General features: G+C 56.5%; 19 protein-coding genes. 10 read left to right on the forward strand and 9 right to left on the reverse strand.

Going from position 1 to position 25,515, the window contains the following annotated elements; translation table 11 throughout:
- The first annotated feature begins 116 nt into the window (after positions 1-116).
- The 9 genes from ACN0TA_RS05410 (at position 117) to ACN0TA_RS05450 (ending at position 10,633) form a co-directional block, all read left to right on the forward strand.
- Positions 117-1,130, forward strand: coding sequence for a fumarylacetoacetate hydrolase family protein (locus ACN0TA_RS05410; RefSeq protein ID WP_417580574.1), 1,014 nt, complete (start codon positions 117-119; stop codon positions 1,128-1,130).
- A gap of 382 nt (positions 1,131-1,512) precedes the next feature.
- Positions 1,513-2,919, forward strand: coding sequence for a cysteine--tRNA ligase (cysS, locus tag ACN0TA_RS05415; protein ID WP_417580576.1), 1,407 nt, complete (start codon positions 1,513-1,515; stop codon positions 2,917-2,919).
- Positions 2,916-3,398: a GFA family protein gene (locus ACN0TA_RS05420; protein ID WP_417580578.1), complete on the forward strand. Its 483-nt coding sequence runs from the start codon at positions 2,916-2,918 to the stop codon at positions 3,396-3,398. The genes cysS and ACN0TA_RS05420 overlap by 4 nt, the downstream gene beginning before the upstream one ends.
- Positions 3,395-3,895 (forward strand): GFA family protein, encoded by a 501-nt coding sequence (locus ACN0TA_RS05425; RefSeq protein ID WP_417580580.1) that lies wholly within the window; start codon positions 3,395-3,397, stop codon positions 3,893-3,895. The genes ACN0TA_RS05420 and ACN0TA_RS05425 overlap by 4 nt, the downstream gene beginning before the upstream one ends.
- Positions 3,896-3,979: 84 nt before the next feature.
- Positions 3,980-4,354: a VOC family protein gene (locus ACN0TA_RS05430; RefSeq protein ID WP_417582064.1), complete on the forward strand. Its 375-nt coding sequence runs from the start codon at positions 3,980-3,982 to the stop codon at positions 4,352-4,354.
- Positions 4,355-4,384: 30 nt separating this feature from the next.
- Positions 4,385-5,971 (forward strand): citramalate synthase, encoded by a 1,587-nt coding sequence (gene cimA, locus ACN0TA_RS05435; protein ID WP_417580582.1) that lies wholly within the window; start codon positions 4,385-4,387, stop codon positions 5,969-5,971.
- A 215-nt stretch (positions 5,972-6,186) separates the two neighbouring features.
- Complete coding sequence (locus ACN0TA_RS05440; protein ID WP_417580587.1) at positions 6,187-8,268, forward strand: LysM peptidoglycan-binding domain-containing protein; 2,082 nt, start codon at positions 6,187-6,189, stop codon at positions 8,266-8,268.
- A gap of 92 nt (positions 8,269-8,360) precedes the next feature.
- Entirely contained in the window at positions 8,361-8,687 is a 327-nt protein-coding gene (locus ACN0TA_RS05445; protein WP_417580589.1) for an ArsR/SmtB family transcription factor, read from the forward strand.
- A 53-nt stretch (positions 8,688-8,740) separates the two neighbouring features.
- Entirely contained in the window at positions 8,741-10,633 is a 1,893-nt protein-coding gene (locus tag ACN0TA_RS05450; RefSeq protein ID WP_417580591.1) for an ABCB family ABC transporter ATP-binding protein/permease, read from the forward strand.
- Between the two features lie 33 nt (positions 10,634-10,666).
- Here ACN0TA_RS05450 and ACN0TA_RS05455 read toward each other — a convergent pair whose 3' ends face one another.
- The 6 genes from ACN0TA_RS05455 to ACN0TA_RS05480 all read right to left on the reverse strand — a co-directional run bounded on the left by ACN0TA_RS05455 (position 10,667) and on the right by ACN0TA_RS05480 (position 18,254).
- On the reverse strand, positions 10,667-13,978 hold the full coding sequence (locus ACN0TA_RS05455) for an efflux RND transporter permease subunit (RefSeq protein ID WP_417580593.1): 3,312 nt from the start codon (positions 13,976-13,978) through the stop codon (positions 10,667-10,669).
- Positions 13,975-15,264 carry an efflux RND transporter periplasmic adaptor subunit gene (locus ACN0TA_RS05460; RefSeq protein ID WP_417580595.1) on the reverse strand — a complete coding sequence of 430 codons (1,290 nt, stop codon included), beginning with the start codon at positions 15,262-15,264 and terminating at the stop codon, positions 13,975-13,977. The genes ACN0TA_RS05455 and ACN0TA_RS05460 overlap by 4 nt, the downstream gene beginning before the upstream one ends.
- A 13-nt stretch (positions 15,265-15,277) precedes the next feature.
- Positions 15,278-15,850 (reverse strand): helix-turn-helix transcriptional regulator, encoded by a 573-nt coding sequence (locus tag ACN0TA_RS05465; protein ID WP_417580597.1) that lies wholly within the window; start codon positions 15,848-15,850, stop codon positions 15,278-15,280.
- Between the two features lie 141 nt (positions 15,851-15,991).
- Positions 15,992-16,855, reverse strand: a complete 864-nt coding sequence (nadC, locus tag ACN0TA_RS05470; RefSeq protein ID WP_417580599.1) for a carboxylating nicotinate-nucleotide diphosphorylase — start codon at positions 16,853-16,855, stop codon at positions 15,992-15,994.
- A complete protein-coding gene (locus ACN0TA_RS05475) occupies positions 16,852-18,012 on the reverse strand; it encodes an alpha-hydroxy acid oxidase (RefSeq protein WP_417580601.1) in 1,161 nt (386 codons plus the stop codon). Before ACN0TA_RS05475 ends, nadC begins: the two co-directional genes overlap by 4 nt.
- A 95-nt stretch (positions 18,013-18,107) precedes the next feature.
- The gene (locus ACN0TA_RS05480; protein ID WP_417580603.1) at positions 18,108-18,254 is read right to left on the reverse strand and encodes a hypothetical protein; all 147 of its coding nucleotides are present in this window, start codon (positions 18,252-18,254) and stop codon (positions 18,108-18,110) included.
- Between the two features lie 211 nt (positions 18,255-18,465).
- Between ACN0TA_RS05480 and ACN0TA_RS05485 the strand changes: the two genes are divergently transcribed.
- A complete protein-coding gene (locus ACN0TA_RS05485) occupies positions 18,466-20,592 on the forward strand; it encodes a putative bifunctional diguanylate cyclase/phosphodiesterase (protein WP_417580605.1) in 2,127 nt (708 codons plus the stop codon).
- A gap of 1 nt (position 20,593) precedes the next feature.
- On the opposite strand, the gene ACN0TA_RS05490 is transcribed toward ACN0TA_RS05485, so the two are convergent.
- The 3 genes from ACN0TA_RS05490 to ACN0TA_RS05500 all read right to left on the reverse strand — a co-directional run bounded on the left by ACN0TA_RS05490 (position 20,594) and on the right by ACN0TA_RS05500 (position 25,512).
- Positions 20,594-21,853 carry an NAD(P)/FAD-dependent oxidoreductase gene (locus ACN0TA_RS05490; protein ID WP_417580607.1) on the reverse strand — a complete coding sequence of 420 codons (1,260 nt, stop codon included), beginning with the start codon at positions 21,851-21,853 and terminating at the stop codon, positions 20,594-20,596.
- Between the two features lie 57 nt (positions 21,854-21,910).
- A complete protein-coding gene (locus ACN0TA_RS05495; protein WP_417580609.1) occupies positions 21,911-23,764 on the reverse strand; it encodes an extracellular solute-binding protein in 1,854 nt (617 codons plus the stop codon).
- 140 nt (positions 23,765-23,904) lie between these two features.
- Positions 23,905-25,512 (reverse strand): ABC transporter ATP-binding protein, encoded by a 1,608-nt coding sequence (locus ACN0TA_RS05500; protein WP_417580611.1) that lies wholly within the window; start codon positions 25,510-25,512, stop codon positions 23,905-23,907.
- Between the last annotated feature and the right edge of the window lie 3 nt (positions 25,513-25,515).

Genomic DNA, 25,515 nt, shown 5'->3' on the forward strand with positions numbered 1-25,515 from the left:
CCGCCGCGACGATTGGATCCGCTTAACAGGCTTTTGTCTCAACGCAAGGCTTTAACTGTGCAATGGTATGAGCCATCTTAGCAATCAATGCCAATCACTTCCGGTCTTATCCACTTATGAAACTCGCCACGCTGCGCAATGGTCGTCCTGACGGACATCTCGTTATCGTCTCAAAAGATCTTGGCCGTTTCGCATCGGCGGGACGCATAGCCCCCAATATGCAGGACGCGCTCGACGAGTGGGATCGCTGCGCCCCCATCTTGCGCGCTGTCAGTGACCAGCTTGATAATGGTGAGATTGCGGGTATGCCGTTCGATCCCCGTGAGGCGCTGGCCCCGCTGCCACGCGCCTATCAATGGATAGATGGCTCAGGCTACATGGTTCACCTCGATAGGGTGCGTTCGCTCAAGGGCAGCCGGGACGAGGAACTGCAAGACGAACGGCCGTTAATGTATCAAGGCGGTTCGGACAGTTTCGTCGCGCCCATGGCGCCCATTGTCGTGCCTGAGGATGGTCTTGCCGTCGATTTCGAGGCTGAGGTGGTTGTCGTGACCGGGCACGTCTCAATGCGCCCCAGTCGAGACGAAGCCAGTGCTGCCATACGTCTCGTGGGAATATGCAATGACGTTTCGTTGCGCCGCCTGGTTCTCAACGATCTCCAGAATGGATTTGGATTTTTCCACGCAAAGCCGGCCACCAGCTTTGGACCGATTTTTGTGACGCCTGACGAACTTGGGGAAGGCTGGAAGAACAACCGGCTTCACCTAAAGGTGCGCGCCCACGTCAATAATAGCCTCTATGGCCAGCCCAATGCGGGCAAGGATATGCGGTTCGACTTCGCCGATCTGATTGTCACCGCAGCACAGACGAGGGAATTGGGCGTAGGCACGATTATCGGTTCGGGAACAGTCGCCAATGCCCATGATGAAATATTGCCGATCAAGCAAGATGGCATTGGATTCGGCTGCATCGCCGAAGCCAGAACAGCCGAAAAGGGCAAGATTGGCAAGGCGCGTACGCCGTTTCTAGCACTGGGCGATGTTGTGCGCATCAATGCGGTGGATGCCGAGAACCGGTCGGTCTTCGGCTCGATCGAGCAGACAGTGAAACTGCTGGCACCAAAGAACTAGGTTCGCTCCCGGACACACGCGGGCACGAGGATCAAAAAACTTTCCGTGATGGGGATGGTCGCGGCGATCTTGGCGTGCAAGTCTGGATGCTCAGAACACGGGCTCTAGTTCTGGCCATCCGGCCACGGGTGGAAGACGCATTTGACTAAACTCCAAGGTCTCCATTCTGGGGTGGCGTGTCGGCGCCGCCCCTATTTTCTTGCTTGATTTGGATTTTGTTCCCGTCCATGGTGCGCGCCATGAAAACCAATGGCCTGACCTGTATTACCGGCTGCACCATTATTCGCTAACGCAAGTTGGCGGCGCGGTTTTCATTTTCCCGGCACAAAGGAGTGGACCCGCTGCCAGCAGCGTAAACTCTTGCGCCTGGGGACATCGCTCTATGCCGTCGCACCTGCCGACTCTAAAACTTCAAAATACGCTAACCCGCACAAAACAGGACTTTGTCCCAATCGATGCGGACAACGTGCGTATGTATGTGTGCGGGCCGACGGTCTATGATTTTGCTCATATCGGTAATGCGCGTCCCGTCATTGTATTTGATGTGCTGTTCCGACTGCTGCGTCACCTCTACGGCGACGATCATGTGACCTATGTGCGCAATATCACCGATGTCGACGATAAGATAAACGCACGGGCCTTGCGCGATTATCCCGATCTTGCACTGAATGCCGCTATCCGCAAGGTGACCGAGAAGACGGCGACCCAGTTTGAAAAAGACGTTGCAGCGCTTGGATGCCTGCCGCCTTCCGTTGAACCGCGCGCGACCGAACATATCGACGGCATGATCACAATCATCGAGCGGTTGGTAACAATGGACCACGCTTATCAAGCGGGCGGGGAGGTGCTGTTCCGCGTTTCGTCCATGGCCGACTATGGCCGGCTCTCGGGCCGTAATCTTGACGACAACATCGCCGGGGCTCGCGTTGCCGTGGAGACCCACAAAGAGAACGCGGCCGATTTTGTTTTGTGGAAGGCTTCGAGCGAGAGCGAACCAGGTTGGGACAGTCCGTGGGGCCGCGGCCGTCCAGGCTGGCATATCGAATGCTCTGCGATGAGCGAGGCGCTTCTCGGCCAGACATTCGATATCCACGGTGGCGGGCTGGATTTGATCTTCCCCCACCATGAAAATGAGATCGCCCAGTCGCGCTGCGCGCACGGCACCGAAGTGATGGCCAACTACTGGATGCACAATGGCTATCTGCAGCTTGAAGGCCGCAAGATGAGCAAGTCTGAAGGCAATTTCGTCACTATCGAAGATCTCCTTGAGACAAAGAAATTTGGACGGCGGAAATGGCCGGGCGAAGTGCTTCGTCTGGCAATGTTGATGACGCACTATCGCGAGCCTATAGACTTCTCGGTCGCGCGGCTGGAAGAAGCGGAAAACAAGCTTGTTGGCTGGCAAAGGGCAGCTCAGGCAGGAGGGGAGGCAACCCCTGACGCCTCAGCGATTGCCGAATTGTCCGATGACCTCGGATTTGCCCGTGCGTCGACAGTTCTGGATGCAATGGCGCGTTCGGCCAATCGTGGGACGACCGCAGCGGCCCATTGCCTGGCTGCCACCCTCCATTTTTTGGGACTGCCCATCGATAGCTTGATCAGGCGCGAAAACGGTGACGCTTCAGAAGTTCAAGATCTGATCAATGCCCGGCTGAATGCCCTCAACGCCAAGGACTTTGCCAAGGCCGATACAATACGCGATGAGCTTCTCGAGCAGGGCATTCAGTTGATGGACTACAAGGATAATGAAACCGGCGAACGCCGCACCAGATGGGAGAACAAGCGATGAGCGCGATCGAAGCCCGCGAAACACTCACCGGTGGTTGCCAGTGCGGTGCGATCCGGTTTGCGACAAAGTTGGTCGGACGCGGCTCGATCTGCCATTGCCGCATGTGTCAAAAAGCGTTCGGTAGCTTCTTCGGCCCCCTGGTCTCCTCACATGACGGGCATTGGACGCGTGGCGAGCCCAAATGGTTTCAGTCATCGGATGCTGCCCGTCGCGCTTTTTGCGGGGCGTGCGGAACGCCGCTGGCTTATGAAACCAAGTTTGGTCTGGAGCTCGCCATCGGGACGTTCGATGAACCTGAAAAGGTGCCACCGGAAATCCAGGTCAATCTGACCGACCGTGTGGCGTTTTTTTCAGATATCTCGACGCTGCCGGTTCTTGAATCGACCGATGAGTGGCGAAACTTCATGTCGGGCATTCATTCCAATCAACATCCAGACCACGACACTGAATCCTGGCCGCCAAGAGAGGAGGGGCTGTGAACCGTATCGATATTGACGTCAGCGGCGGGTGCCAATGCGGTGCCGTTCGCTATCAATCGACACAGATGCTCGACAATTCGCACCTGTGCCATTGCCGCATGTGCCAGAAGGCGTCGGGCAGCATTTTTGCCGGGTTGGTCGCTGCCCCTGACGATACACTGGTCTGGACGCGTGGACGGCCGTCCATCTGGCGCAGTTCTGAACACGTGGAGCGCGGTTTTTGTGCCAATTGCGGGACGCCCTTATTCTATCGCGATGTTCACAATGGCCGTACCAATCTGATGATCGGCTCCCTCGATGATCCAGGCGCCTTCCCGCCGGGGGCAAACACGGGCACTGAGGGCACAGTGTCATGGTTTGGCACCATTACTTCGATCGAGGATGGCGGCGCAACCGAAACCGATCATGAAGACTGGGCTTCGGCGATCAAAGCGACAAATAATCAGCACCCAGATCACGATACACCCGACTGGCTGGCCGCCCCGAAGCTACAGTAGGAACAGGCTTGGAATGCTGCTTCGCGTATGCAGCACCACTGCTGCGATATTGAACATTGGCCGTAAGGGAGGCGCCAAATGAGCATGATCGACCATTTCGGACTTACAGTTGCTGATTACGAAACGTCCCGTAATTTCTACGACGTTGTGCTTGAAACTCTTGGTTACGTCCGTATGCAAGAGTTTGAAATTCCAGGCGGGATGGTTGCCGGCTATGGCGATGGAAAACCCGACTTCTGGGTGCAGACCGGTGGCCGTTGCACTGGCAAGCTTCATATTGCATTTGCTGCGAAATCGAGGGCCGATGTCGACGCCTTTTATCAGGCCGCAATCGCTGCTGGCGGACGTGACAACGGAGCGCCCGGAGTTCGTGAAATTTACCACCCAAATTATTATGGCGCTTTCGTATTCGACCCGGAAGGCCACAATATCGAAGCCGTTTGCCACGCGCCGGCCTGACATTTCTCCGAAAAGCGACAAGCCAGTCTCATGACCAAAGAACGCCTTTATCTCTTCGACACCACCCTGCGCGACGGTGCTCAGACGACCGGTATAGAATTCTCGCTTGAGGACAAGATTGCTATCGCGCACCTGCTCGACAAGCTGGGTGTTGACTATGTCGAGGGCGGGTATCCGGGGGCAAATGTCGTCGACACTGCGTTTTTTGCACAGAAGCGGACACAGTCGGCTCAGTTCGTCGCCTTCGGTATGACCAAGCGGGCGGGGCGTTCGGTGCAAAACGACCCCGGCGTTGCCGATCTGATCAGTTCCAGCGCTGATGCAGTGTGTTACGTCTCAAAAGCCTGGGACCATCAGGTCAAGCTTGCGCTCGGAATATCGACAAAGGAAAACCTCAAGAGCCTTGCGGAAAGCGTAAAAGCCGCCATCGCAGCAGGCAAGGAGGCTTTTGTAGACTGTGAGCACTTCTTTGATGGATACAAGGCCAATCGGGCCTACGCGCTCGATTGCGTGCGAACCGCTCAGGAGGCCGGGGCGCGTTGGATTGTGCTCTGTGATACCAATGGCGGAACCATGCCGTCTGAAATCGAAGAGATTGTAGCGGACGTTCTCTCTGTCGCGCCGGGTGATCGGCTTGGTATTCATGCCCATGATGACACAGGGCAGGCCGTCGCCAATACGCTTGCCGCGGTGCGGGCCGGTGTGCGCCAAATCCAGGGAACGCTAAACGGCCTTGGTGAGCGGTGCGGAAACGCCAATCTGGTGACGTTGATCCCTACGCTAGTGCTGAAATCGGTGTTCTCGGACCATTTTGAGACAGGTGTGACCCCTGAAAAGCTCGAAACGTTGACCCGCGTTTCACGCGCTTTTGATGAAATTCTCAATCGCGGCCCGAACAGGCAGGCGCCTTATGTCGGCGCGTCGGCTTTTGCGACCAAGGCGGGCATTCACGCGTCTGCAATTGCCAAGGACCCGGCGACCTATGAGCATGTCGCTCCTGAAATTGTCGGCAATGAGCGGTTAATCATGGTCTCCCAACAGGCCGGGAAATCCAATTTGCTGACAACCCTCAAACGCTTTGGCATTGATATGGCTAAGGACGACCCCCGGCTCGATAAGTTGCTGCGGCAGGTCAAGGAGCGGGAAGCGCGTGGCTATTCTTACGATGGTGCGGAGGCATCATTTTTCATGCTGGCTCGCAAGATGTTGGGAACGTTGCCGAAATTCTTCGATGTTACCAATTATCGCACAGCGATCGAGCGACGCCACAACGCCAAAGGCGAAATGGTTACCGTCTGCGAGGCTGTGGTGAAAATAGACGTGGAGGGGGAAATCTTCATGTCTGTTGCCGAAGGAAACGGGCCAATCAACGCGCTTGATCTGGCAATGCGCAAAGATCTTGGGAAGTATTCAAACCGGATCGACGATCTAGAGCTTGTCGATTTCAAGGTCCGTATCCTGGACGGCGGCACGGGCGCGGTCACCCGTGTGCTGATCGAAAGCCGTGATCATTCTGGCGAACGCTGGTTCACGGTTGGCGTATCGCCCAATATCATTGATGCCTCCTTCGAGGCCCTGTATGAATCGTTCACCTATAAGTTGATGAAGACGGCCTAGCCGTTATAGTTCACAAGACTGTTTCGCATACGCGAATCGCAGGCAATGGCCGATGCGGCGGCCGGGAAACACTTACGGAGGCTCCACTGGCCGGTCCCCTTTCTCCCATCGTTCTCGCAGTCGGCGCCGCCGCGGCGACCGTAATCGTCACAGTCGGTGTGATTGCAGGGCCGGGCATTGTGTCTTGTGTGCAGCGCGGCGACTTCCCCACATGTATGAGCGAGACTTTTTGGGGAGGCTCGTCAGCGACTGCCGATGCCGACTCTGCCCAGGAGCCTGCCAATGTGGCGTCGCAGGATTCTGCGTCGGACACCGCAGTATTGGAAACGGCCGAAACCGTGGGGAGCGGGGAAACGGCAACCAGCGTTTCGCAGGCAGTTATGCCCGCGTTCGGGCTGGTACGCGTTGAGCCGGACGGGTCAGCCGTGATCGCTGGCAGCGCCACACCTTCGGGACAGGTTCATATCTTCGCCAATGACGACCAGATCGGCACGGAGACCGCGCAAGGGTCAGGCGATTTCGCCTTCGTAACCGATGCGCCTTTGCCGACCGGTGGAGTGGAATTGCGCATCCTGGATGTCGAGACCGATCAGTTCGCCGGCACATCGGTCATCGTGGTGGTTCAGGACGACCGCACTAGCGAGCCGCTGGTAATCGCCTCTGCACCAGGCGAGGCAAGCGAGTTTTTGCAGGGGCTTGATAGCCCGATCGCTATGCTTCCGACAGATCAGCCCCCCTCGGAACAGGCAGCGATCGAGCTGGATCAGGGCGCGATCTCTGTCGCGGAAGCCGAGACTGCAGAGCCTGAGACAGACCAACCAGTGCAAACGCTTCAGGACGACGCTGGTGGTCAAGACGACATTACCGAAAATGACCAGGAGGGCGCCCAGGAGGTTGAACCAGAACCAGCTTCAGTAGATGGCTCTGAGGAACCCGCAGCCGTTGCAAGTTTGGAAGAGGCGACGCCTGCGCCGACAGCATCGCAGCCAGAGGTTGCGCCTTCGGATGCACCTGTCAGCGCTCCAGCGGTCTCTCCCGAGCCGGTCACCTCAAATAGTGATGCGCCTGAGCCTGCCGATGGTGCTGATGATTCCGATGCCGCTGAGGAAGAAGCGCCAGCTATAGCCGAAAGTGCCGAGCCGTTCTCTGCTGATGCGTTCGATGTCGCTGCGGCAACAGAACTTGAAGCCGAAGAAGATCTATCTCGACCACAAGCCGAACAGCCTGCCGTGCCTGCTGCGGACGTCGAGCTTGATGCTTCGGCGGACGAGGCGAATTGGGCAGATGTGCCAGTTGCGGCTCCCGCTGACGATGCCTCGCTTTCCGGTGAATCCGAAAGCGCTGAGACCGCCGCGGTTTCGGAAGAAGAGATCATGTCCTCCTCACCTGACGGTAGCACTGCGGCGCCTGAACAGTCCGGCTCTGAATCGCAGCCAGTTTTCGAAGAGGCGGCGGTGCCCACTCGGCCTGCGACGTCGGTTGCTACTCAAGAACCAATTGTTGCGCCCACGATCGACGCAATTGAAATTGATGGTGATCTCAACTTCTTCGCTGGTGCTGGCGAAGATGGCCTGATGGTCAGGCTTTATGTCGACAACCAACTTGTCGGCTCGACCCAGGTTGGTGATGGGCGGTGGCTAGTTGAATCGAATGATACACTCGATCAGGAGAGTCAGCGCATTCGCATTGACATGTTGGCTGCAGACGGATCGGTGGTCGGTCGCGCCGAAGTAGATTTCATTCTCGATCTTCCTGACGATATCGTCGTGGCCGAGCAGTCACAACTCGACGAAGAGAGCACGAGCTCCACGGTCGACCTGGCCGGAGTCGAAGATGAAGCCACAGTCGCAGTACCCGAACCGGCCATGCCGGAGGCGGTCGCGCCATCCACGCCGGATCAGCCAGCTGCACCGTCAGTTTCCGAGAGCCCGGTTGCACAAACGCAGCCAGCCGACGTCCCTGAACCGACCGAGATGGCGGAAGCCGCAGGACCGCAACAGTCGCCTCAAACCGCGGCCACGCCGGATGCAACTGAGGAGTCGGTGGTCCCGACTTTGGTTGGCGTGAGCGATGGTAACCGTACGGCCGCCGGGATGGCGATAATTCGCCAAGGTGACAATTTGTGGACCATCGCGCGCCGCGTCTATGGCGAAGGGATTCGCTATACTCAGATCTTCGAGGCCAATACCGATCAGATCCGCAATCCTGATCTCATCTATCCCGGCCAGGTTTTCGACCTGCCCGGAACTGACGAAGTGATCGGCGAATCCGACAGTGGCGATATCGCAAGGCAGTAGGGGGGCATCGATTGCTCCTTTCGGCCGGCTGGCGCTGCCTTGTGTCGGTCGATATTTTCCTCTATCGTTAATTCACGATGGAAGACGCGCGCATGCATGAAGACGATATCGCTGTTTTAATGCGGGCTCTTGGCCATCCTGTTCGGCTGGAAATCCTGCGCATCCTCGCAAAAAGGGCCGAGAACTGCTGCTGCAACGATGTGACCGACTCTCTCTCGCTCGCCCAAAGCACTGTTTCCCAGCATCTAAAGGTTCTGCTTGACGCTGGCGTTATCGAGCGCCGAGCTCAAGGCACGCGCAACAATTATTGCGTGCGAACCGACAGGCTTGCAGCCTTCAACCGGGCGGTCGGGGATTATGTTTCCGGCCTTGACGCCTCGCCATTGTATTGCGAACGCATGTCCAACAAGGCGAGCTGAATCTACCTTCAGGGACATTTGCTACCGTCCCCATCCCGCACCGGAGTTTATTGATGGCAAAGGCGCCCAGATCAACCGTCAGCGCCGACGAAGGCGCTTTGCTTTCCACTGTACGCAATTTGTGGAGCTATATGTGGCCAGCTGATCGGCCGGACTTGCGCATGCGTGCCGTGCTCGCCATCGGCGCTCTATTGTTGGCCAAAGTTGCCAGTACTCTGGTGCCCTTTGCCTACAAGGGCATTGTCGACGCGCTTGGTACCTCTGGCTCGGAGGCTGCCGTTGTCTTGGGCCTTTCAGTGCCGATCATTCTGGTTATGGCCTATGGCATCGGCCAGATTGTCGATACCGGGTTCCAGCAATTGCGCGATATCCTGTTCGCGTCGGTTGGGCAAAATGCGGTCCGTCAGCTTGCCTATCGCACCTTTACCCACGTGCATCGGTTGTCGCTGCGGTTCCATCTTCAACGCAAAACGGGTGGGCTTAGTCGTGTCATAGAACGCGGCACCAAGGGCATTGAAACTATAGTGCGTTTCACAATGCTCAATACAGCACCAACCCTTGTCGAGTTTGTGATTGTTGGTGTGATTTTTGGCTGGTTGTTTGGCGCCGCTTATGTGTTGGTCCTGGCTGCCGTGGTCATTTGCTACATGGTGTTCACAGTCCGTGCCTCGAACTGGCGCATCGCAATCCGCCGCGACATGAACGAGAGTGATACCGACGCCAACGCAAAGGCTATCGACAGTCTGCTCAATTTTGAGACGGTCAAATATTTTGGCAACGAAGAGCTTGAAGCCAAGCGCTTCGATAAGGCCATGTCCGGCTATGAGCGAGCGGCCATACGCATCTGGACCTCGCTGGGTTGGCTCAATTTCGGCCAGGGTGTCATCTTCTGGATCGGCATGATTACCCTTTCGGTAATGTCAGCGCTCGGCGTGATGCGTGGCGATTTGACTGTCGGGGATTTTGTGCTGCTCAACGCCTTCATGATGCAGATCTACAGGCCCCTCAACCAAATCGGGTTTGTCTATCGTGAAATACGGCAGGGGCTCGCTGATATTGAAGCCATGTTCAGCCTGCTGGATCAGGATCCCGAAATCGAAGACAAGCCCGATGCGCGCCCGTTGGCGATCACCGGCCCCGAGCTTTCGTTCCAGGGTGTGCATTTCCATTATGATCCGGATCGCCCAATCCTCAAGGGTGTGAGCTTTACGGTTCCCGCGGGCCAGACAATCGCTGTCGTTGGTCCTTCAGGTGCCGGCAAATCGACGATTTCGCGCCTAATCTATCGCTTCTATGATTCGATCTCGGGCACGGTCAGTGTCGATGGGCAGGATGTCAGTGACGTAACGCAAGCGTCGCTGCGAGCGGCAATCGGAATGGTGCCTCAAGACACTGTTCTGTTTAACGATACGATTGCCTACAACATTCGCTATGGCCGTCCAGATGCCACTGATGAGGAGGTGAGGGAGGCAGCCCGCATGGCACAGATTGGCGACTTCATCGACAGCTTGCCCCATGGTTACGCCACCCAGGTCGGTGAGCGGGGCCTCAAACTTTCGGGCGGAGAGAAACAGCGCGTTGCGATTGCGCGTACGATCCTCAAGGCCCCGCCAATTCTGATACTTGATGAGGCGACATCAGCGCTCGATACACATACTGAACGCGAGATTCAGTCTGCTCTGGATACCGTTGCGCGAGATCGCACTACATTGGTGATCGCACACCGCCTTTCGACAGTGGTCGATGCTGACGAAATCATCGTGCTCCGTGATGGTGTGATTGCCGAGCGTGGCAAGCATCATGATCTGCTGGCCAGCGAGGGCCTTTATGCACAGATGTGGAACCGGCAGCGCGAGGCTGCTGAAGCCAGCGAACGCTTGAGGGCGGCGCAGGAAGATCCCGACGGCTTCGTGCTGCGCAAGCCGGTCGACCAGGATGTGGAATGAAAAAAAGGCCCCGCAAATTGCGGGGCCCTAGCTTCACTCAGCTGCAGGACGTCGAGAAATAACGGTGACGCCGTTTTCATTGCGCTCAATGAGTTCGGTATCCTTTGTCACAACATGACGCTGGGCGGCATCTTCGCCCGCCACGGCAACAGCCATGCCATCAAACCCGGACGGCATGGATTGTTCTTCCCTGCGACCGCGGATCCAGTTGAACGCGCTGCCGACTTGTCCCTTGATCACCTTTGGAGCCGTGATCATGACGGGAACCATGATCAGCGTAAGGGCAGTCGAGAAGAACAATCCGCTGACCAAGGCCGCCGAAAGGTGGATGAACCACGACCCGGCAATGCCGCCCACAACGATTTCACGCCGCAGGAAGTCAAACTCGACGTTCGCCCACATTGGAATCACGCCAAGCGCTGTCAGAAATGCTGTTAGCAATACCGGACGTACGCGTTGTGCGGCGGTGAGCAGCATGGCAGTGACCGGCTCGACCTTCTGCTCGCGGTTGTACTCATTGTAGGTGTCGATCAGAACAATTCCGTTCTTCACAACGATACCCGCGAGTGCAACCACGCCAAGCCCTGTCATGATGGCCGAAAAACTCATGCCCGTGGCCAACATGCCCAGAAGGACGCCAGCGACCGACATGAACACTGTCGATAGTGTTACGAACACCTGATAGAAGCTGTTGTATTCAAGCAGCAGGATCAGGAAGATCAGGAACACTGCAGCACCGAATGCCTGAGCGATGAAGGCATTGGCATCACCCATCTGCTCTTCGGCGCCGCCAAAAGCGAAGGTTACACCGTCGGGCCATTCCTGTTCATCGAGCCAAGCCTGTAGTTCAGCCACGCGGGTCGCGGGATAGACGCCTTCCGGCAAGGCCACCAGGCTCGCAGCGATCGGCATCACGTACACCTGATTGCGCCGCTCGATATTGGCCACTTTAGGCACTGCCTGTCTGGCAATAAAGTTCGAGACGGGCACCATGCCTTGCGACGTCGCAATACGCATTGAGTCCAAGGCATCCAGCGTACGCTCATCCTGGGGAAGCCTGACCTTGATATCAAGTTCGTCTCCAGTGTCCTGATCGCGATAGGTGCCCAAATTGACACCCGAAGTGACGAGTTGGACATAGGGGGCCAGCTCTCGCACGCCTATGCCATAGCGAGCGGCTTCAAGACGATCCACTGTGACTTGCCAATCGATGCCGGGTGACGGGCGACCGTCCTCGATATCGGTAGTATTGGGCAATTCGTTTTCTAGGTAGTCGCGTATGCGTGCTACAGTAGGTGCCAAAGCATCGTAATTGGTGCTTTCCACGCGCATGTTGATATCTTTGCCGGCCGGTGGACCGCTCTCAGTAGCAAGAACCTGTACCTGCAGTCCGGAAATGTCTGCAACGCGCTCACGGATATCGGTAAAGATCTCCTCAGCCTTCACCCGGTTGTTGTAGTCGATCAGCTGGAGCTGGAAGTTGCCGATCGTATCGGGCGGCATTGTGCCCATAGCGCCGGTCGTGCCGAACTGCATGATGATGTCGCGAATGCCGTGAACCTGCATCAGTTCATCTTCGACTTCGACGAGCATGTCACGGACTTCCTCGGGCGAGTAATTGCCGCGCGCGACAACTGCCACTGTCGCATATTCCGGCTCAGACGCAGGGAAGGCCTCAACCCCGGTAGGGTTGGCGGCGTACGTGAAGAACACGCCGAAGACGATGCCGAAACCAACGAGCAACGTCGGAATCGGCCAGCGCAAAAGCACTGCCATCAATCGCACATAAACCCCGGTCGGTCCCTTTACCTTTTTGGGGTGGAACTTCTCGGGATACATTACGATATCGGCCTGTTCCTTGCGCTCGGGGTCCACATGGCTTGATGCAATGACAGCGCCGATAACCGGCATGAAGATCAGTGCAGAAATGAACGACGCGGACATCACCACGATTACGATCGTGGGCAAATCGGTCATGAACTTCCCGATGATGCCCGGCCAGAACAGCAGAGGTACGAAAGCGGCAAGTGTCGTAGCAGTTGCACCGATCACCGGGATGAACATCTTGTGCATCGCCTGGATGAAGGCTTCCTTCTTGGAGACTCCCTCCTGAAGCTTTCGCTCAGCGTACTCGACGACCACGACAGGGTCGTCCACCAGAACCCCCACAGCAATCACCAAGCCGAACATGACCATCATGTTGATCGTCATGCCGGTCATCTGCATGTAGAGAAAGGCGATCATGAACGAGAGAGGAATCGACATGCCGATCATGAACGCGGCGCGCACACCGAGCACGGCGACACAAGTGATCAGCACCAGGGCCACAGCCGTGAGCACCGCTGCTTCGAGCGAACGGAACAGTCCAAGGGTCGTTTCGGCCTGATCGAGGAAGAAGCTGTGCCCGACGCCTTGCGGCCAGTTCGCGGCGGTTTCTTCGGTCAGCGCCCGCACAGTGTCCGACACTTCGATGATGTTGGTGCCGGCCTTCTTGCTAACGCCGAGGATCAGGGCAGGGGAGCCGTTTACGTTGGTGTACTCAGTCGCGTCCTCAAGCGTACGGGTAACGTTGGCAATGTCGCCAAATGTTACGACATTGTTCCCGTCTGTCTTGATTGGAAGCTCGAACACGTCTTGAGCGCTGGTAATCAGTCCTGGCACTTCGACACTAAATGAGCCTTGGCCGGTGTTGATGGTACCGCCAGCCACGACCAGATTGTTGCGCGCCAAGGCGTCGAACAGCTGGTTGGCGGTCAAATTGTATGCCTCAAGCCGCATCAGGTCGATTGTGACCTCGACAACTTCGTCGCGTGCGCCGGAAAGAGTGACTTCGCGTACGGATCCAATCCCTTCCAGGGCGGTTTGCAGTTCTTCGGCGCGGCGCACCAACTCACGTTCGGGAACGTCGCCGTAGACGGCAACGGAGATGATGGGGAAACCCACCATGTCGATCTCGCTCACTGTCGGATCGTTGGCGTCGTCAGGCAGGTTGGCCTTGACCGCGTCCATGCGCGCACGGGTGTCGGCTAGGGCCTGGTCGGTCTCGACGTTGGCACCAAACTCGAGAACCACCGCGGCGTGCCCGGTGGTTGAAGTTGAGGTAATGTTCACCAGGCCATCCAGCCCGTTGAGTTCTTCCTCGGCTGGTTTGGCTAACAGATTTTCAGCGTCCCGTGGCGAAACCCCGGTCTGACTGATCGACACGTAAAGATACGGAACGTCGATAGCCGGAAAGCTTTCCTTGGGCAAAGCCGAATAGGAGAAGCCACCAGCGAGCAGAAGCAGCGCCATGATTGTCATCACGACGCGCGGCATGCGCAGTATGCGTTCGATGAAGCTGGTCATGCAGGTGCGCCTTCTTCAGAAGTCTCCGTTGCATCGTCGGGGACGCCATTGTGCCCGGTCTGCACGGTTTGCCCATCGACTACAAATTCCTGGCCAATGGTGATGATGTCGATCGACTGCGGGAGCCCGGTCACCCATACGCCGTCGCGCGTGTCCGAGACGATGGTAATCGGTGTGAAGGCGACGACGCCTTCCTCGACTGACCGTACACCCAGCACGCCTTCATCGTTGAGTGTCAGCACCGATTGAGGCAGCAAATGGCCAGGCATCGAACCCATATTGACGGTTGCTGTCGCGGTAACGCCCTCTCGGATCGCGAAGTCAGCATTGTCGAACTCGATTTCGACCGGGAAAGACCGGGTCGCATCATCGGCGCTGGCCGCCACGTATGTCACTTCACCGGTTGCGTCCTGATTGGTCACTGTGTGCAGAGTCGCTGCAAGTCCGGTCCGAGCCAGTGTGATGTTGGCCTCGGCGACTGACCCGGCAAACACTATGGGGTCGAGCTGAACGATGGTCGCACAGACGCCACCCTGCGAGAGCATCGCGCCGCGGGTTGCTATCGGCGCCTGAACCAGTCCGGAAACTTCTGCTATGATTTCCGTGCGGTCGAGCTCTGCTCTTGCGTTGTCGAGGGCGGCTTGTGCCGAAGAAACTTGGGCTTCTGCGCTTGCCAAGGCGACCTGCACCGAATTTGCCGTATTGGCTGGGGCAAGGCCCCGCTCACGCAGGGATGTGTTCGTTTCAAGGTCAAGCTGCGCCTGGGCCAGTCCGGCTTCGGCTTGCGCAAGGCCGGCTTCAGCCTGGGCTACTGCTGCTGCCCGTGTGCCGGGAGCGAGCGAGCACAACAAATCGCCTGCCTCTACCTGATCGCCTTTGTTGACATGCACAGTCTCAACGACGGCTGCCGTCTCGGCAACTGCGGAGACGTTGGCAGCGGCTGTTGTTCTTCCGCGCAGGGTCACTTCGATTGGCATGGCCTGACGGTCGAATGTTTCGGTGCGTACCGATACCGCAGCGTCCGCTGCGCCATTGTCTTGGGCAATACGCTGGGCAATTGTCAGGCGCGCCTGCTCGACTTCTTCAGTCGAGTGTTCAGTCAATACGCCGGCTTCGGCCAATGATGTCGAGATCGGGCCATGGTCATCACCTTCGATCAAGCCGATAATCGACTTTTCGCCGTTTCCTGGCCCTTGACCGCCCATGACAAGTGATCCCGTGCCGAACCATATGCCGGCGGCGAGGAGAATAAATAGTGACAAACCGAAAGACTTAAGAAATTGCATTAAACAGCGCCCTCTATTCAGCTGCTTGTTGCCGGACGCGCAATTGGTCCCGTCGCGCGGAGGCAATTAAGGAATTCATGTGGGTATGCAGATGTTGATGTGCAACTTCAAGGCACGCGATGCCATGGCTGAGCACCCATGCGTCATTGGCATGGCTCTCAACGTTGCCGATATTTATCTTGTGCTCCAAAGCCCTGAGTTCAGCAATTTCGGCTTCCAGCTCCGCCAGTCTGTCTTGGATACGAGACTTGACTAGATCTTGGTCGAGCAGATGCGCGAAACGGGCAAACAGCAGGAATGGACTGCGGTATACATCTTCTCCCAGGGGTTCATGCAGGGCGTCGCAAAATGCAGCCCGTCCCGCTTCGGTTATCGAATAGATTTTTTTGGACGGCTTGCCATTCTGGTGTTGGATCGTCGAGGTCAGTAGCCCCTCGTCTTCCAGCTTGGAGAGAGCCGGATAGATCGAGCCGAAACTGGCCTCGGCAAAATAGGCGCCATTGCCTTCGGTGCATAGCTTGCGAATTTCATATCCGCTCGCATCCTGCGTGTAGAGGATGGAGAGGCACAATGTCCGTACGTTCATGTTTCAACGATCATATGCTGAACGAGAATATGATGGCCCTATATATGAAGGCGCAGCACTTGCCAAGAAGTACGACGGCAAGTCGAACTTGGATCTCTTCGCGTACGATAGAAGGTGTTACGATGGCGTGAGAAAACGCCCTTAATCAATTTCTATGTCGAGACCTAGGTCCAGCGGCATAGACGCAGCAGTAATCCGGCTCGTCGAAATATAGTCCACCCCGGTTCGTGCAATTGCAGCGACCCGCTCAAGCGTGACGTTGCCGGACGCTTCCAGTTTTGCTCGTCCTGCGGTGATAGCTACGGCCCTGGCAAGCGTATCTTCATCCATATTGTCGAGAAGGATGGCGTTGACATCAGTCACAAGTGCTTCTTCGAGTTGATTGAGCGTATCCACTTCAACCTCGATTGCAACGAGGTGCCCTGCAAAAGCCCTTGCAGCCTCAACTGCCTGACGCACGCCACCGGAAACGGCAATGTGGTTGTCCTTGATAAGGATGGCATCGTTCAGCCCAAACCGATGGTTGTGCCCACCGCCACACCGAACAGCATATTTCTCGAGTGCACGCAGTCCGGGAGTCGTCTTGCGGGTGCAGCATATGTGGGCAGTCGTTCCTTCGGTTTGAAGCACAAAACTGTGCGTCAAGGTCGCGATGCCGCTCAAATGCGTCAGAAAGTTGAGCGCCGTGCGTTCGGCCGCCAAGAGATTGCGTGCATTGCCGCGCACTTGAAGAATAGAAGCTCCCACTTCTATCTTTGCGCCGTCTGCCACAAAGGGCTCGGTCACAAGGCCATCACCAATCAGAGAGAAGGCGGCAAGCGCACAATCGAGTCCACTGATGATCCCTGCCGTGCGAGCACTTATTCGAGCGATTGCTGTCGCATCGGGGGATATCGTTGCCTGCGAAGTGATATCTCCGGCTTCTCCGAGATCTTCTGCGAATGCTGTTCGAACTGCGCGCTCAACGACATGGCGTGGAAGCGTGGGGAGATTGGAAATCGTCATGATGAAAAGACATCCGGATTAACAAGGTTATGCCGTCCGACATTGGAGATATCGCGCTCGCCGCAAAACGCCATCGTGATATCGAGTTCTTTGTGGATGATTTGGAGAGCTTGTCTGACACCGGCCTCACCGCCAGACCCCAGCCCATAGAGCCATGGGCGGCCGATATAGACGCCTTTTGCGCCAAGAGCGATAGCCCGCATGACATCCTGGCCAGACCGGATGCCGCCGTCCATGTGAACTTCGATCTTGTCTCCCACAGCATCCACTATTGCGGGCAACGTCTCGATCGAGGACGGGGCGCCATCGAGTTGCCGCCCCCCATGATTTGAGACGATTATGGCATCGGCACCAGACGCTGTCGCCATGTGCGCGTCTTCGGTGTCCATAATGCCTTTTAGAATGAGCTTTCCGCCCCAGCGCTCTTTGATCCATTCAATGTCAGACCAGTTGAGCTGAGGATCAAACTGTTCGGCTGTCCACGCCGATAGCGAGGAGATGTCGGCGACATTCTCGGCGTGGCCGACGATATTGCGGAAGGTGTGCCGTCTTGTCTTGAGCATAGACAAGCACCATTGCGGACGTGATGCCAGCTGTCCGATAGTGTTCAGGTTGATCCGAGGCGGCGCTGAAAGGCCATTGCGCGCGTCTTTGTGCCTCTGGCCGAGAATTTGCAGATCAAGCGTCAGGACAAGTGCCGAGCAATTGGCGGCCTTGGCCCTGTCTATGAGATTATGCATGAACTTTCGGTCACGCATGACATAGAGCTGGAACCAAAAAGGGGCTCCCCCGGTGGCTTCCGATACATCCTCGATGGAACAGATGCTCATTGTCGAAAGTGTGAAGGGGATGCCGAAGTCGCGCGCGGCTTTCGCTCCGAGCATTTCTCCATCTGGATGCTGCATGCCACTTAGGCCAGTTGGCGCTATAGCAACGGGCATGGCCACATCCTGACCAACCATCGTTGCTGCAAGAGATCTATTGGTCATGTCGACAGCGACGCGCTGACGAAACTTCACTTTGGAGAAGTCGGTCTCATTGGCGTGGTAGGTGCCTTCAGTCCATGAACCGGAGTCGGCATAGTCGAAAAACATCCGCGGAACGCGGCGCTTGGCCCTTTGTTTGAGATCGCTGATTGTTTGCGCTGGAAGACCCATACGCTCCGCCTCCCACTCTAGTGCAACTTTGAGCACTCAATAGCGGGCAGTGGAGCGCGGGGAAAGCGTCTTTATGGCATTCAAAGAGGTGCCGGTTAATTGCCTTCTACAGAAATGCCCTGTTCGTTGAGCTCGATTTGCACGCCCTCGGGTTGAGATTCTTGCTGGTACGCATAGATCGCAAACCCGATAACGACCACGATCAAAGCGCCAAGCAGAAGATAAAGCGTATTTCGGCTCATGAAATTCTCCAAGAAAGTACTATAAATCAAAGACTGAGCATCAAATGCAGGCCCTAAACGCGGGACAAGTAAATCAGTTCCCTCGTAATCGATTAACCCGCTATTAGTGTTCACCGCGAAATCAGAAAATCCGGCAATTGGATTCACTGTTGTTTCAGGGCTGGCATCCCATGATGCTCATCAATTGATTAGCGTGTGTTGGGGACGAGGAATGCCGGACGGCAAGGGGATGGGAAATACGCACGCGGTGGATGCCGCGCTGGAGGCAATGCCCTACGGGTTATGCGTTTGGAGCGAGGATCTAAAACTTGAACTGTTCAATGCGCGATATGCATGGACGTTCGGCCTTGCGCCTGAAGCCCTGACCGCAGGCATGAGCTTGCGCGATTGCTGTTGTGCGGTGATCGATGCAGGCAATTATTTCGGATACAGCGTCGATGAACTCCACATTGCGATGCTGGGCCGTTTCGAACGGCAAAAACGTCGCGAAGTTCCAACGCAGTATGAGCAGGTTCTGCGCGATCGCTCGATACGCACGACGTATACGGGGCGGCCGGGTACCGGTTGGCTCGTGACGCACGAAGATATTACCGACGCCAGCGATCATCTTACCGCCTTGTCGAAGCGCGAGGCCGATTTGGCGCGTCAGGCGGTGAGATTCGAAACTGCCGTTGACAACATGGCACATGGTCTTTGCATGATCGATGCAGATCACAGGCTGGTGATCTGCAATGCGAACTACGCCTTGCTTTATGACCTCCCTGAAAGCCTTCGGCAACCAGGCACTTTGTTGACCGACATTCTCGACTATCGGTTTGAAAACGGGATGCGGCCGAAGGAAGGTCCAATGGCCTTTCTCCAGCGTCGGGTACAGACCATCACAGATAGGAAGCGCAGTGCTGATATCTGCGAGTTCGAAAACGGCCAGATCATCTCGTTAGTCCATCAGCCAATGGAAGATGGTGGGTGGGTCGAAACCCATCAGGATATTACCGAGCAGCGGCGGTCAGAGGCGCGCATTCATCACCTCGCACGTCATGATGCGCTGACCGATTTGCCCAACCGGACGCTGTTCGGTGAGGAAATGGTTATGGCAGAGTCGCGGATACGGCGCGGGGAAAATATGGCAATCCTGTGCTTCGACCTCGACCACTTCAAGGTGATAAACGACACATTGGGGCATGGCGTCGGCGACGCGGTGCTCAGGACAGTCGCCGGTCGCATCAATCATGCCAAGCGTGAGCATGAATGTGCTGCAAGGCTCGGCGGTGACGAATTCTCCATACTGGCCGGACCGCTGAAAAGTCCCAACGATGCTGCCGCACTGGCCGAGCGCTTGATTGAAGCGATAAGCCAGCCGATGGAAATTGAGGGACACAGGGTCATCATCGGCACATCGATCGGGATCGCCGTGGCACCGACCGATGGCATCGATGGCGAGACCTTGATGAAAAATGCCGATCTCGCGCTCTATCGCGCAAAGAGCGACGGACGTGGCAACTACCGTTTCTTTGAGAAGGGCATGGACGCTGCAATGCAGCATCGGCGTACCATTGAAAGTGGTTTGAAGCTGGGATTGACGCGTGACGAATTCAAATTGGTCTTCCAGCCGCTCATGGATTTGGAAAGCAACCGCATCTCCTGCATGGAAGCTCTCTTGCGCTGGGAACATTCCGAGATGGGTCCCATCTCACCAGTAGAATTTATTCCCGTCGCTGAAGAAATCGGCTTTATCGTGCAGTTGGGCGAATGGGTGCTCAAACAGGCATGCCTCACGGCAGCAACATGGCCCAGCAATATCCGCGTCGCCGTCAACCTTTCCCCGGTGCAGTTCAAGAGCCGGAGACTGCTGGATAGTGTAAAGCAGGCGCTTGATGATGCTGGCCTCCCGGCAAGCCGTCTCGAGTTGGAGATCACGGAATCCGTTTTGCTCAGTGATTCAGAGCAGACATTGGAAACACTTCATGCCCTGCGCGCCATGGGGATCCATATTTCGATGGACGATTTCGGGACTGGCTATTCATCTCTTTCTTATCTCCGAGCATTTCCGTTCGACAAGATCAAGATTGATCGCTCGTTCATTGAGGACGTGGGGTCCAAAGACGCTAATTTCGAGATCATCAAGGCCGTCATTGCCTTGGGACGCAGTCTTGGAATGTCGACGACTGCAGAAGGCGTAGAGACCGAAGCCCAGCTTGATGCAGTGCGTCAGCACGGGTGCGACGAGATACAGGGTTTCCTGTTCTCACGGCCCTTGCCTGCCAGAGATGCTCTGGAGTTGATAACGCGCCTGATGCCATCTGCCGAGGCGGAAGTCCGCCTCAGCAGGATCGGTTAGGCTAACGAGGGTAGGTTCCTGCAAACCGATCCATAGCGAATGGCGCGATATCGATTGCCGGCTTTTCTCCTGTCATGGCTTGTGCCAGCAAATGGCCGGTCGCCGGACCGAGGGTGAAGCCGTGATGGGCGTGGCCGATCCCCACCCACAGACCCCGATGTTTAGGCGCGGGGCCAATGATAGGCATCATGTCGGGCGTGCAGGGACGTGCGCCCTTCCAAGGTTGCGGATCAAGTCGCTCCCCTAGCGGAAACAGAGCACGCGCCTTGGCCTCGGCCCTGCCGAGTTGGATTGGGGTCGGAGCGGCATCGCGCAGTGCGAACTCAGCGCCAGTCGTCAGCCGAACGCCGTTTTCCATAGGTGCCAGGCAATAACCGACCTCAGCATCAATCATCCAGTTGTTGAGCGTGGCTTCTTTATTCTTGCCATAGTGCATGTGATATCCACGCTTGACGAACAGCGGCAGCCGATACCCAAGCGGTTCGAGAACCTCTGGTGCCCATGGGCCGAGCGTCATAACCACTTCGCTGGCGCTATGTCGTGCCCCATCGACGGTGATTGTCCACGTTTGGCTGTCCTGCTCGAGCCTGGACGCTTCGCCGCCCAGAAATTGGCCGCCCATCGACTTGTAAAGTTCGAAATATTTGGCAACCAGTGCCCCGGGGTTGCGGATCGTCCATGGGTCTGTCCAATGGATAGCGCCGGCAAGTCGTTCGGTAAAATCGGGCTCGATCCGAGCCATCTCGGCGCCATCGATCACCTTGTGGTTGATCCCATACAGCTCGAGATCTTTTTTTGCTTTTGCAGCTTCGGCCTTGAGCTTCTCGGAGGTTCGGAACGCCAGAAACCAACCTTTTTTAATGACAAGGTCTTCTGCGCCAGACGCCGAAATCAGATCTGAATGCTCGTCGATCGATCTGGCGATCAGCGGCGCGTAACTACGCACGACGTGACTGTAGTGGTTCGGGGAGGACTTCCACCAATACCGCATAAGCGCTGGTGTCACTCTTGGCAGCGCGAACGGGTCGTAGCGCGCCGCCGTCGAAAGATGCAAGCCCACTTGCATCAAGGTAGCAAGGTCGCGCGGAAAGGCGTGAGGGCGAACCCCCTCACGTTGGATGATGCCGGCGTTACCGAAAGAGGTCTCCCGCCCCGGTGCGTTCTTATCGATGAGCAAGACGCTCCGCCCGCGCCGAAGTAGATGAATTGCGGTCGATACGCCGACGATGCCGGCGCCGATGACGATGACGTCCTGAGCCATGGTCACACTTTCCAGAGCTTGTGGTTGATGACCCGCGAGGACCGAGGGACATTTCAATTATTGCGAGTTGCCGCCTGTTACAGCGGCCTTTTCTTCATCCCACCACCACACATCGGGAAAGCCGACGGAGAATTCGGGGAGGATTTCTGGGTGGCTGAACCGGTCCCAACGCGCCGTTCTTGCGTAGGTAATCGTGTAGCTGGGCACGACGTTGCTCAATTCAAGCAATACTCGGTCGAGCGCATGCGTCGCGGCCACAAGCGTTTCACGATCGGGCGCAAGAACGATCTTTTCGATCAAGGCATCGACGCCTGGATCAGAAATACCTGCATAATTCCGCGATCCTTGTTCATTTGCCGATGACGTGCCCCAATAGTAGCGCTGTTCGTTGCCTGGCGAGAGCGATTGTGCCCAGCGGGTGTAAATCACGTCGTAATCGAAAGATCGAACAAGGTTTGTGTATTGCGGGGTATCGACAACCCTCAGCGTCACATTTGCGCCGATTGCATTGAGGTTTTGAGCCAAATGCAACGCCACTGGCTCTATCGTATTATCGTAAGACAGGATTTCAAAACCGAACTGATCGCCATTCGCATCGACAAGTCGGGTGCCGTCCAGCGTGTAACCAGCCTCATTAAACAGCCTCAGGGCCTCACGAAGATTGTCGCGCAATGCATCTTCGCTGCCACCTGTTGGGTTGGCGAACCGATCGTCGAATACCGAGGCCGGGACCAGGTCGCGGACCTCCTCAAGAATTTCAAGCTCAAGGCCGGTTGGTGGTCCCTCGGGTGCGGCAAGCTCGGTCCCGAAGAAATAGGAGTCGATGCGCTGGTACTGCTCGTAGAACAGGGTGCGGTTCAACTCCTCGAAATCGAAAGCGTAATTGAGCGCTTCACGGACGCGCGGGTCCTGGAATTTTTCTCTGCGTTGATTGGGCACGAAGCCCCACATAACGCCCGAAGCGTTATAGCCGTTCTCGAAGGTCTCAAGCACGATGCGCTCGTCTGCTACCGCGGCGATGTCATAGCCAGTTGCCCAACGCCGCGCGATATTTTCGGTCCACCAATCAAACTCGTCGGCCTTGAACGCTTCGAACATGACCGTCGTGTCGCGAAAATACTCAACGCGATACTCATCGAAATTGGCTGTGCCGACATTAACTGGCTCATCAATGCCCCAGTAATCGGGATCACGCGTGAACTCCAGAGTCCGCCCGGCATCGAAGCTGGTCAGCGTGTAAGGCCCTGAACCCATCGGCAGCTCCAGCGTCGAAGCCCCAATGTCGCGCTGTTCGCCGCGGGCATTTGTGCCTTCCCACCAATGCTTCGGCAGCACCAGAAGCTCGCCCATGATTGCTGGCAACTCGCGATTGCCTGTTTCGCTGAAATAGAATGAGATTTCCCGTTCGCCGGTAATCTCGGCGTCTTCGACGGACGCATAGTATTCCGAATAAGTGGGGGAAATCTCGATCACCTGCTCAAAACTCCAGAGCACGTCTTGGACGGTAACCGGTTCGCCGTCCTGCCATCGTGCGTCAGGGTTGAGCCGAAAAGTCACTGAAGAAAAGTCATCGGGGTAGTGAAAAGCTTCCGCCAGGAGACCGTAGGAAACTGAGTTTTCGTCGGCACTGCGCGTGGTCAATGTCTCATAAACCAGGCCCATCCCCGTCGCTGGCTCACCCTGCGGTAGTATCGGGTTGAACGTATCGAACCCACCAAGGGCTGGCAGACGCACCGTTCCGCCTTTTGGCGCATCGGGATTGACGTAGTCGAACATCTCAAAGCCGGCCGCGTATTTAGGAGTGCCGTTCAATGCCATTGCATGCACCCAATCGGCATCATCTTGAGCTGTTGCAGCATTTGGAAGCGATAGCGTGGTCAGCAATGCGGCTGTAAATGCGAAGGTCTTCATGGCTTTGATCCCCTCTCAAGGCGAAGGTGGTTCAGTCGATCATAGAGCGCTTTGGACAAGAGCGGGTACCACTTTTGCGCGACCGGCTCGTGCATGGCGCAAGTTTCATGCGTCGCGCCCCCTGCGTGCGCGATAATATCTCATTTGATGGTCACATCGATGGCCGCGGCCAGTAGCGCACGGCTGTAAGGGTGCTGGGGAGCATCGAACAATGTCTCGGTTGTCGCCCGTTCGATGATCTTGCCATTTTGCATGACAATGATCTCGCTGGCGATGGCGCGCACGACCTGGAGGTTGTGAGATATAAAGACGTAGGTCAAGCCACGTCGCGCCTGCAAATCTCTGAGAAGCTTCACGATTTGGGTCTGCACACTCATGTCTAGCGCCGAGGTTGGCTCGTCGAGAACGATAAATTGCGGTTCGAGGATTAGCGCCCTTGCTATGGCAATTCTCTGGCGCTGACCGCCAGAGAACTCGTGCGGATAACGATGGCGCGTGTCTGGATCGAGCCCGACCTCGATGAGTACTGAATTGACCTTCTCATCGCGTTGCTCATGCCTCAAAGCAGGAAAATGAACAGTCAGGCCCTCGGCAATTATGTCGTCGATGCTCATGCGAGGGGAGAGCGAGCCGTACGGGTCCTGAAAAACCACCTGCATGTCGGCACGATAGGACCGCATTGCGCGTGAATTTTTGGACTCTATGTTTTCGCCGAGGAATGCGATCCGGCCCTGGGACGAAATCAGCCTTAGCATCGCCAAACCAAGTGTGGTCTTCCCCGAGCCAGACTCTCCGACGATTCCCAGCGTTTCGCCGCGCCTGACAACCAGATCGACGCCATCTACTGCCTTGATATGCCCTATGGTCCGCTTGAACACACCACGTTTGATTGGAAACCAGACTTTGAGATCTTCAACGGCCACAACCGGCTCTCCATCCCTGGTGGAAACCGGCTCCAGCTGAGACAATTCCGAGGACAGGAGGTGCTGGGTATAGGCGTGTTGAGGATTGGCAAACAGCGCCGCGGTTTCGCCGCGCTCAACAATCTCTCCATTCTGCATGACGCAGACGTTATCTGCCATACGCCGCACAATACCCAGATCGTGAGTTATAAAGAGCATGGCCATACCCATGCGCTGTTGTACCGATTTCAACAGATCGAGAATTTGGGCCTGCACAGTTACATCAAGTGCGGTAGTCGGCTCGTCGGCAATTAACAGATCCGGTTCGCACGCCAACGCCATGGCTATCATCACTCTTTGACGCTGGCCGCCCGAGAGTTGGTGTGGATAGGAGGCAAGTCGCGAGGCGGGGTCGGCAATGCCGACAGCATCGAGCAGTTCCAATACGCGATTTCGTGCTGCGCTACGGCCGAGTCCCTGATGAAGCGACAGCACTTCGCTCACCTGCTTCTCAATGCTGTGCAGCGGATTAAGCGAACTCATCGGCTCCTGATAGATCATCGAGATTTTATTGCCTCGGACCTTTCGGAGCGATTTGTCGTCGGCTGTCAGCAGGTTGGCGCCTTTGAACGAGATTTCGCCGGCAGGATGCGAGGCTGAAGGGTAGGGGAGGAGGCGCAGTATCGATAACGCGGTAACCGACTTTCCAGAGCCGGATTCACCCACCAGTGCCATTGTCTCGCCCGGTGCAATATCAAAGCTTACATCCCGCACTGCTTTGAGCTGTCGCTCTCCGAGCTGAAATGAAACATCAAGATTGCGGATGGAAAGCAGCGTATCTGTCATGTC

It is taken from the genome of Pelagibacterium sp., assembly GCF_048264985.1.
Taxonomy (GTDB): Bacteria; Pseudomonadota; Alphaproteobacteria; order Rhizobiales; family Devosiaceae; genus Pelagibacterium.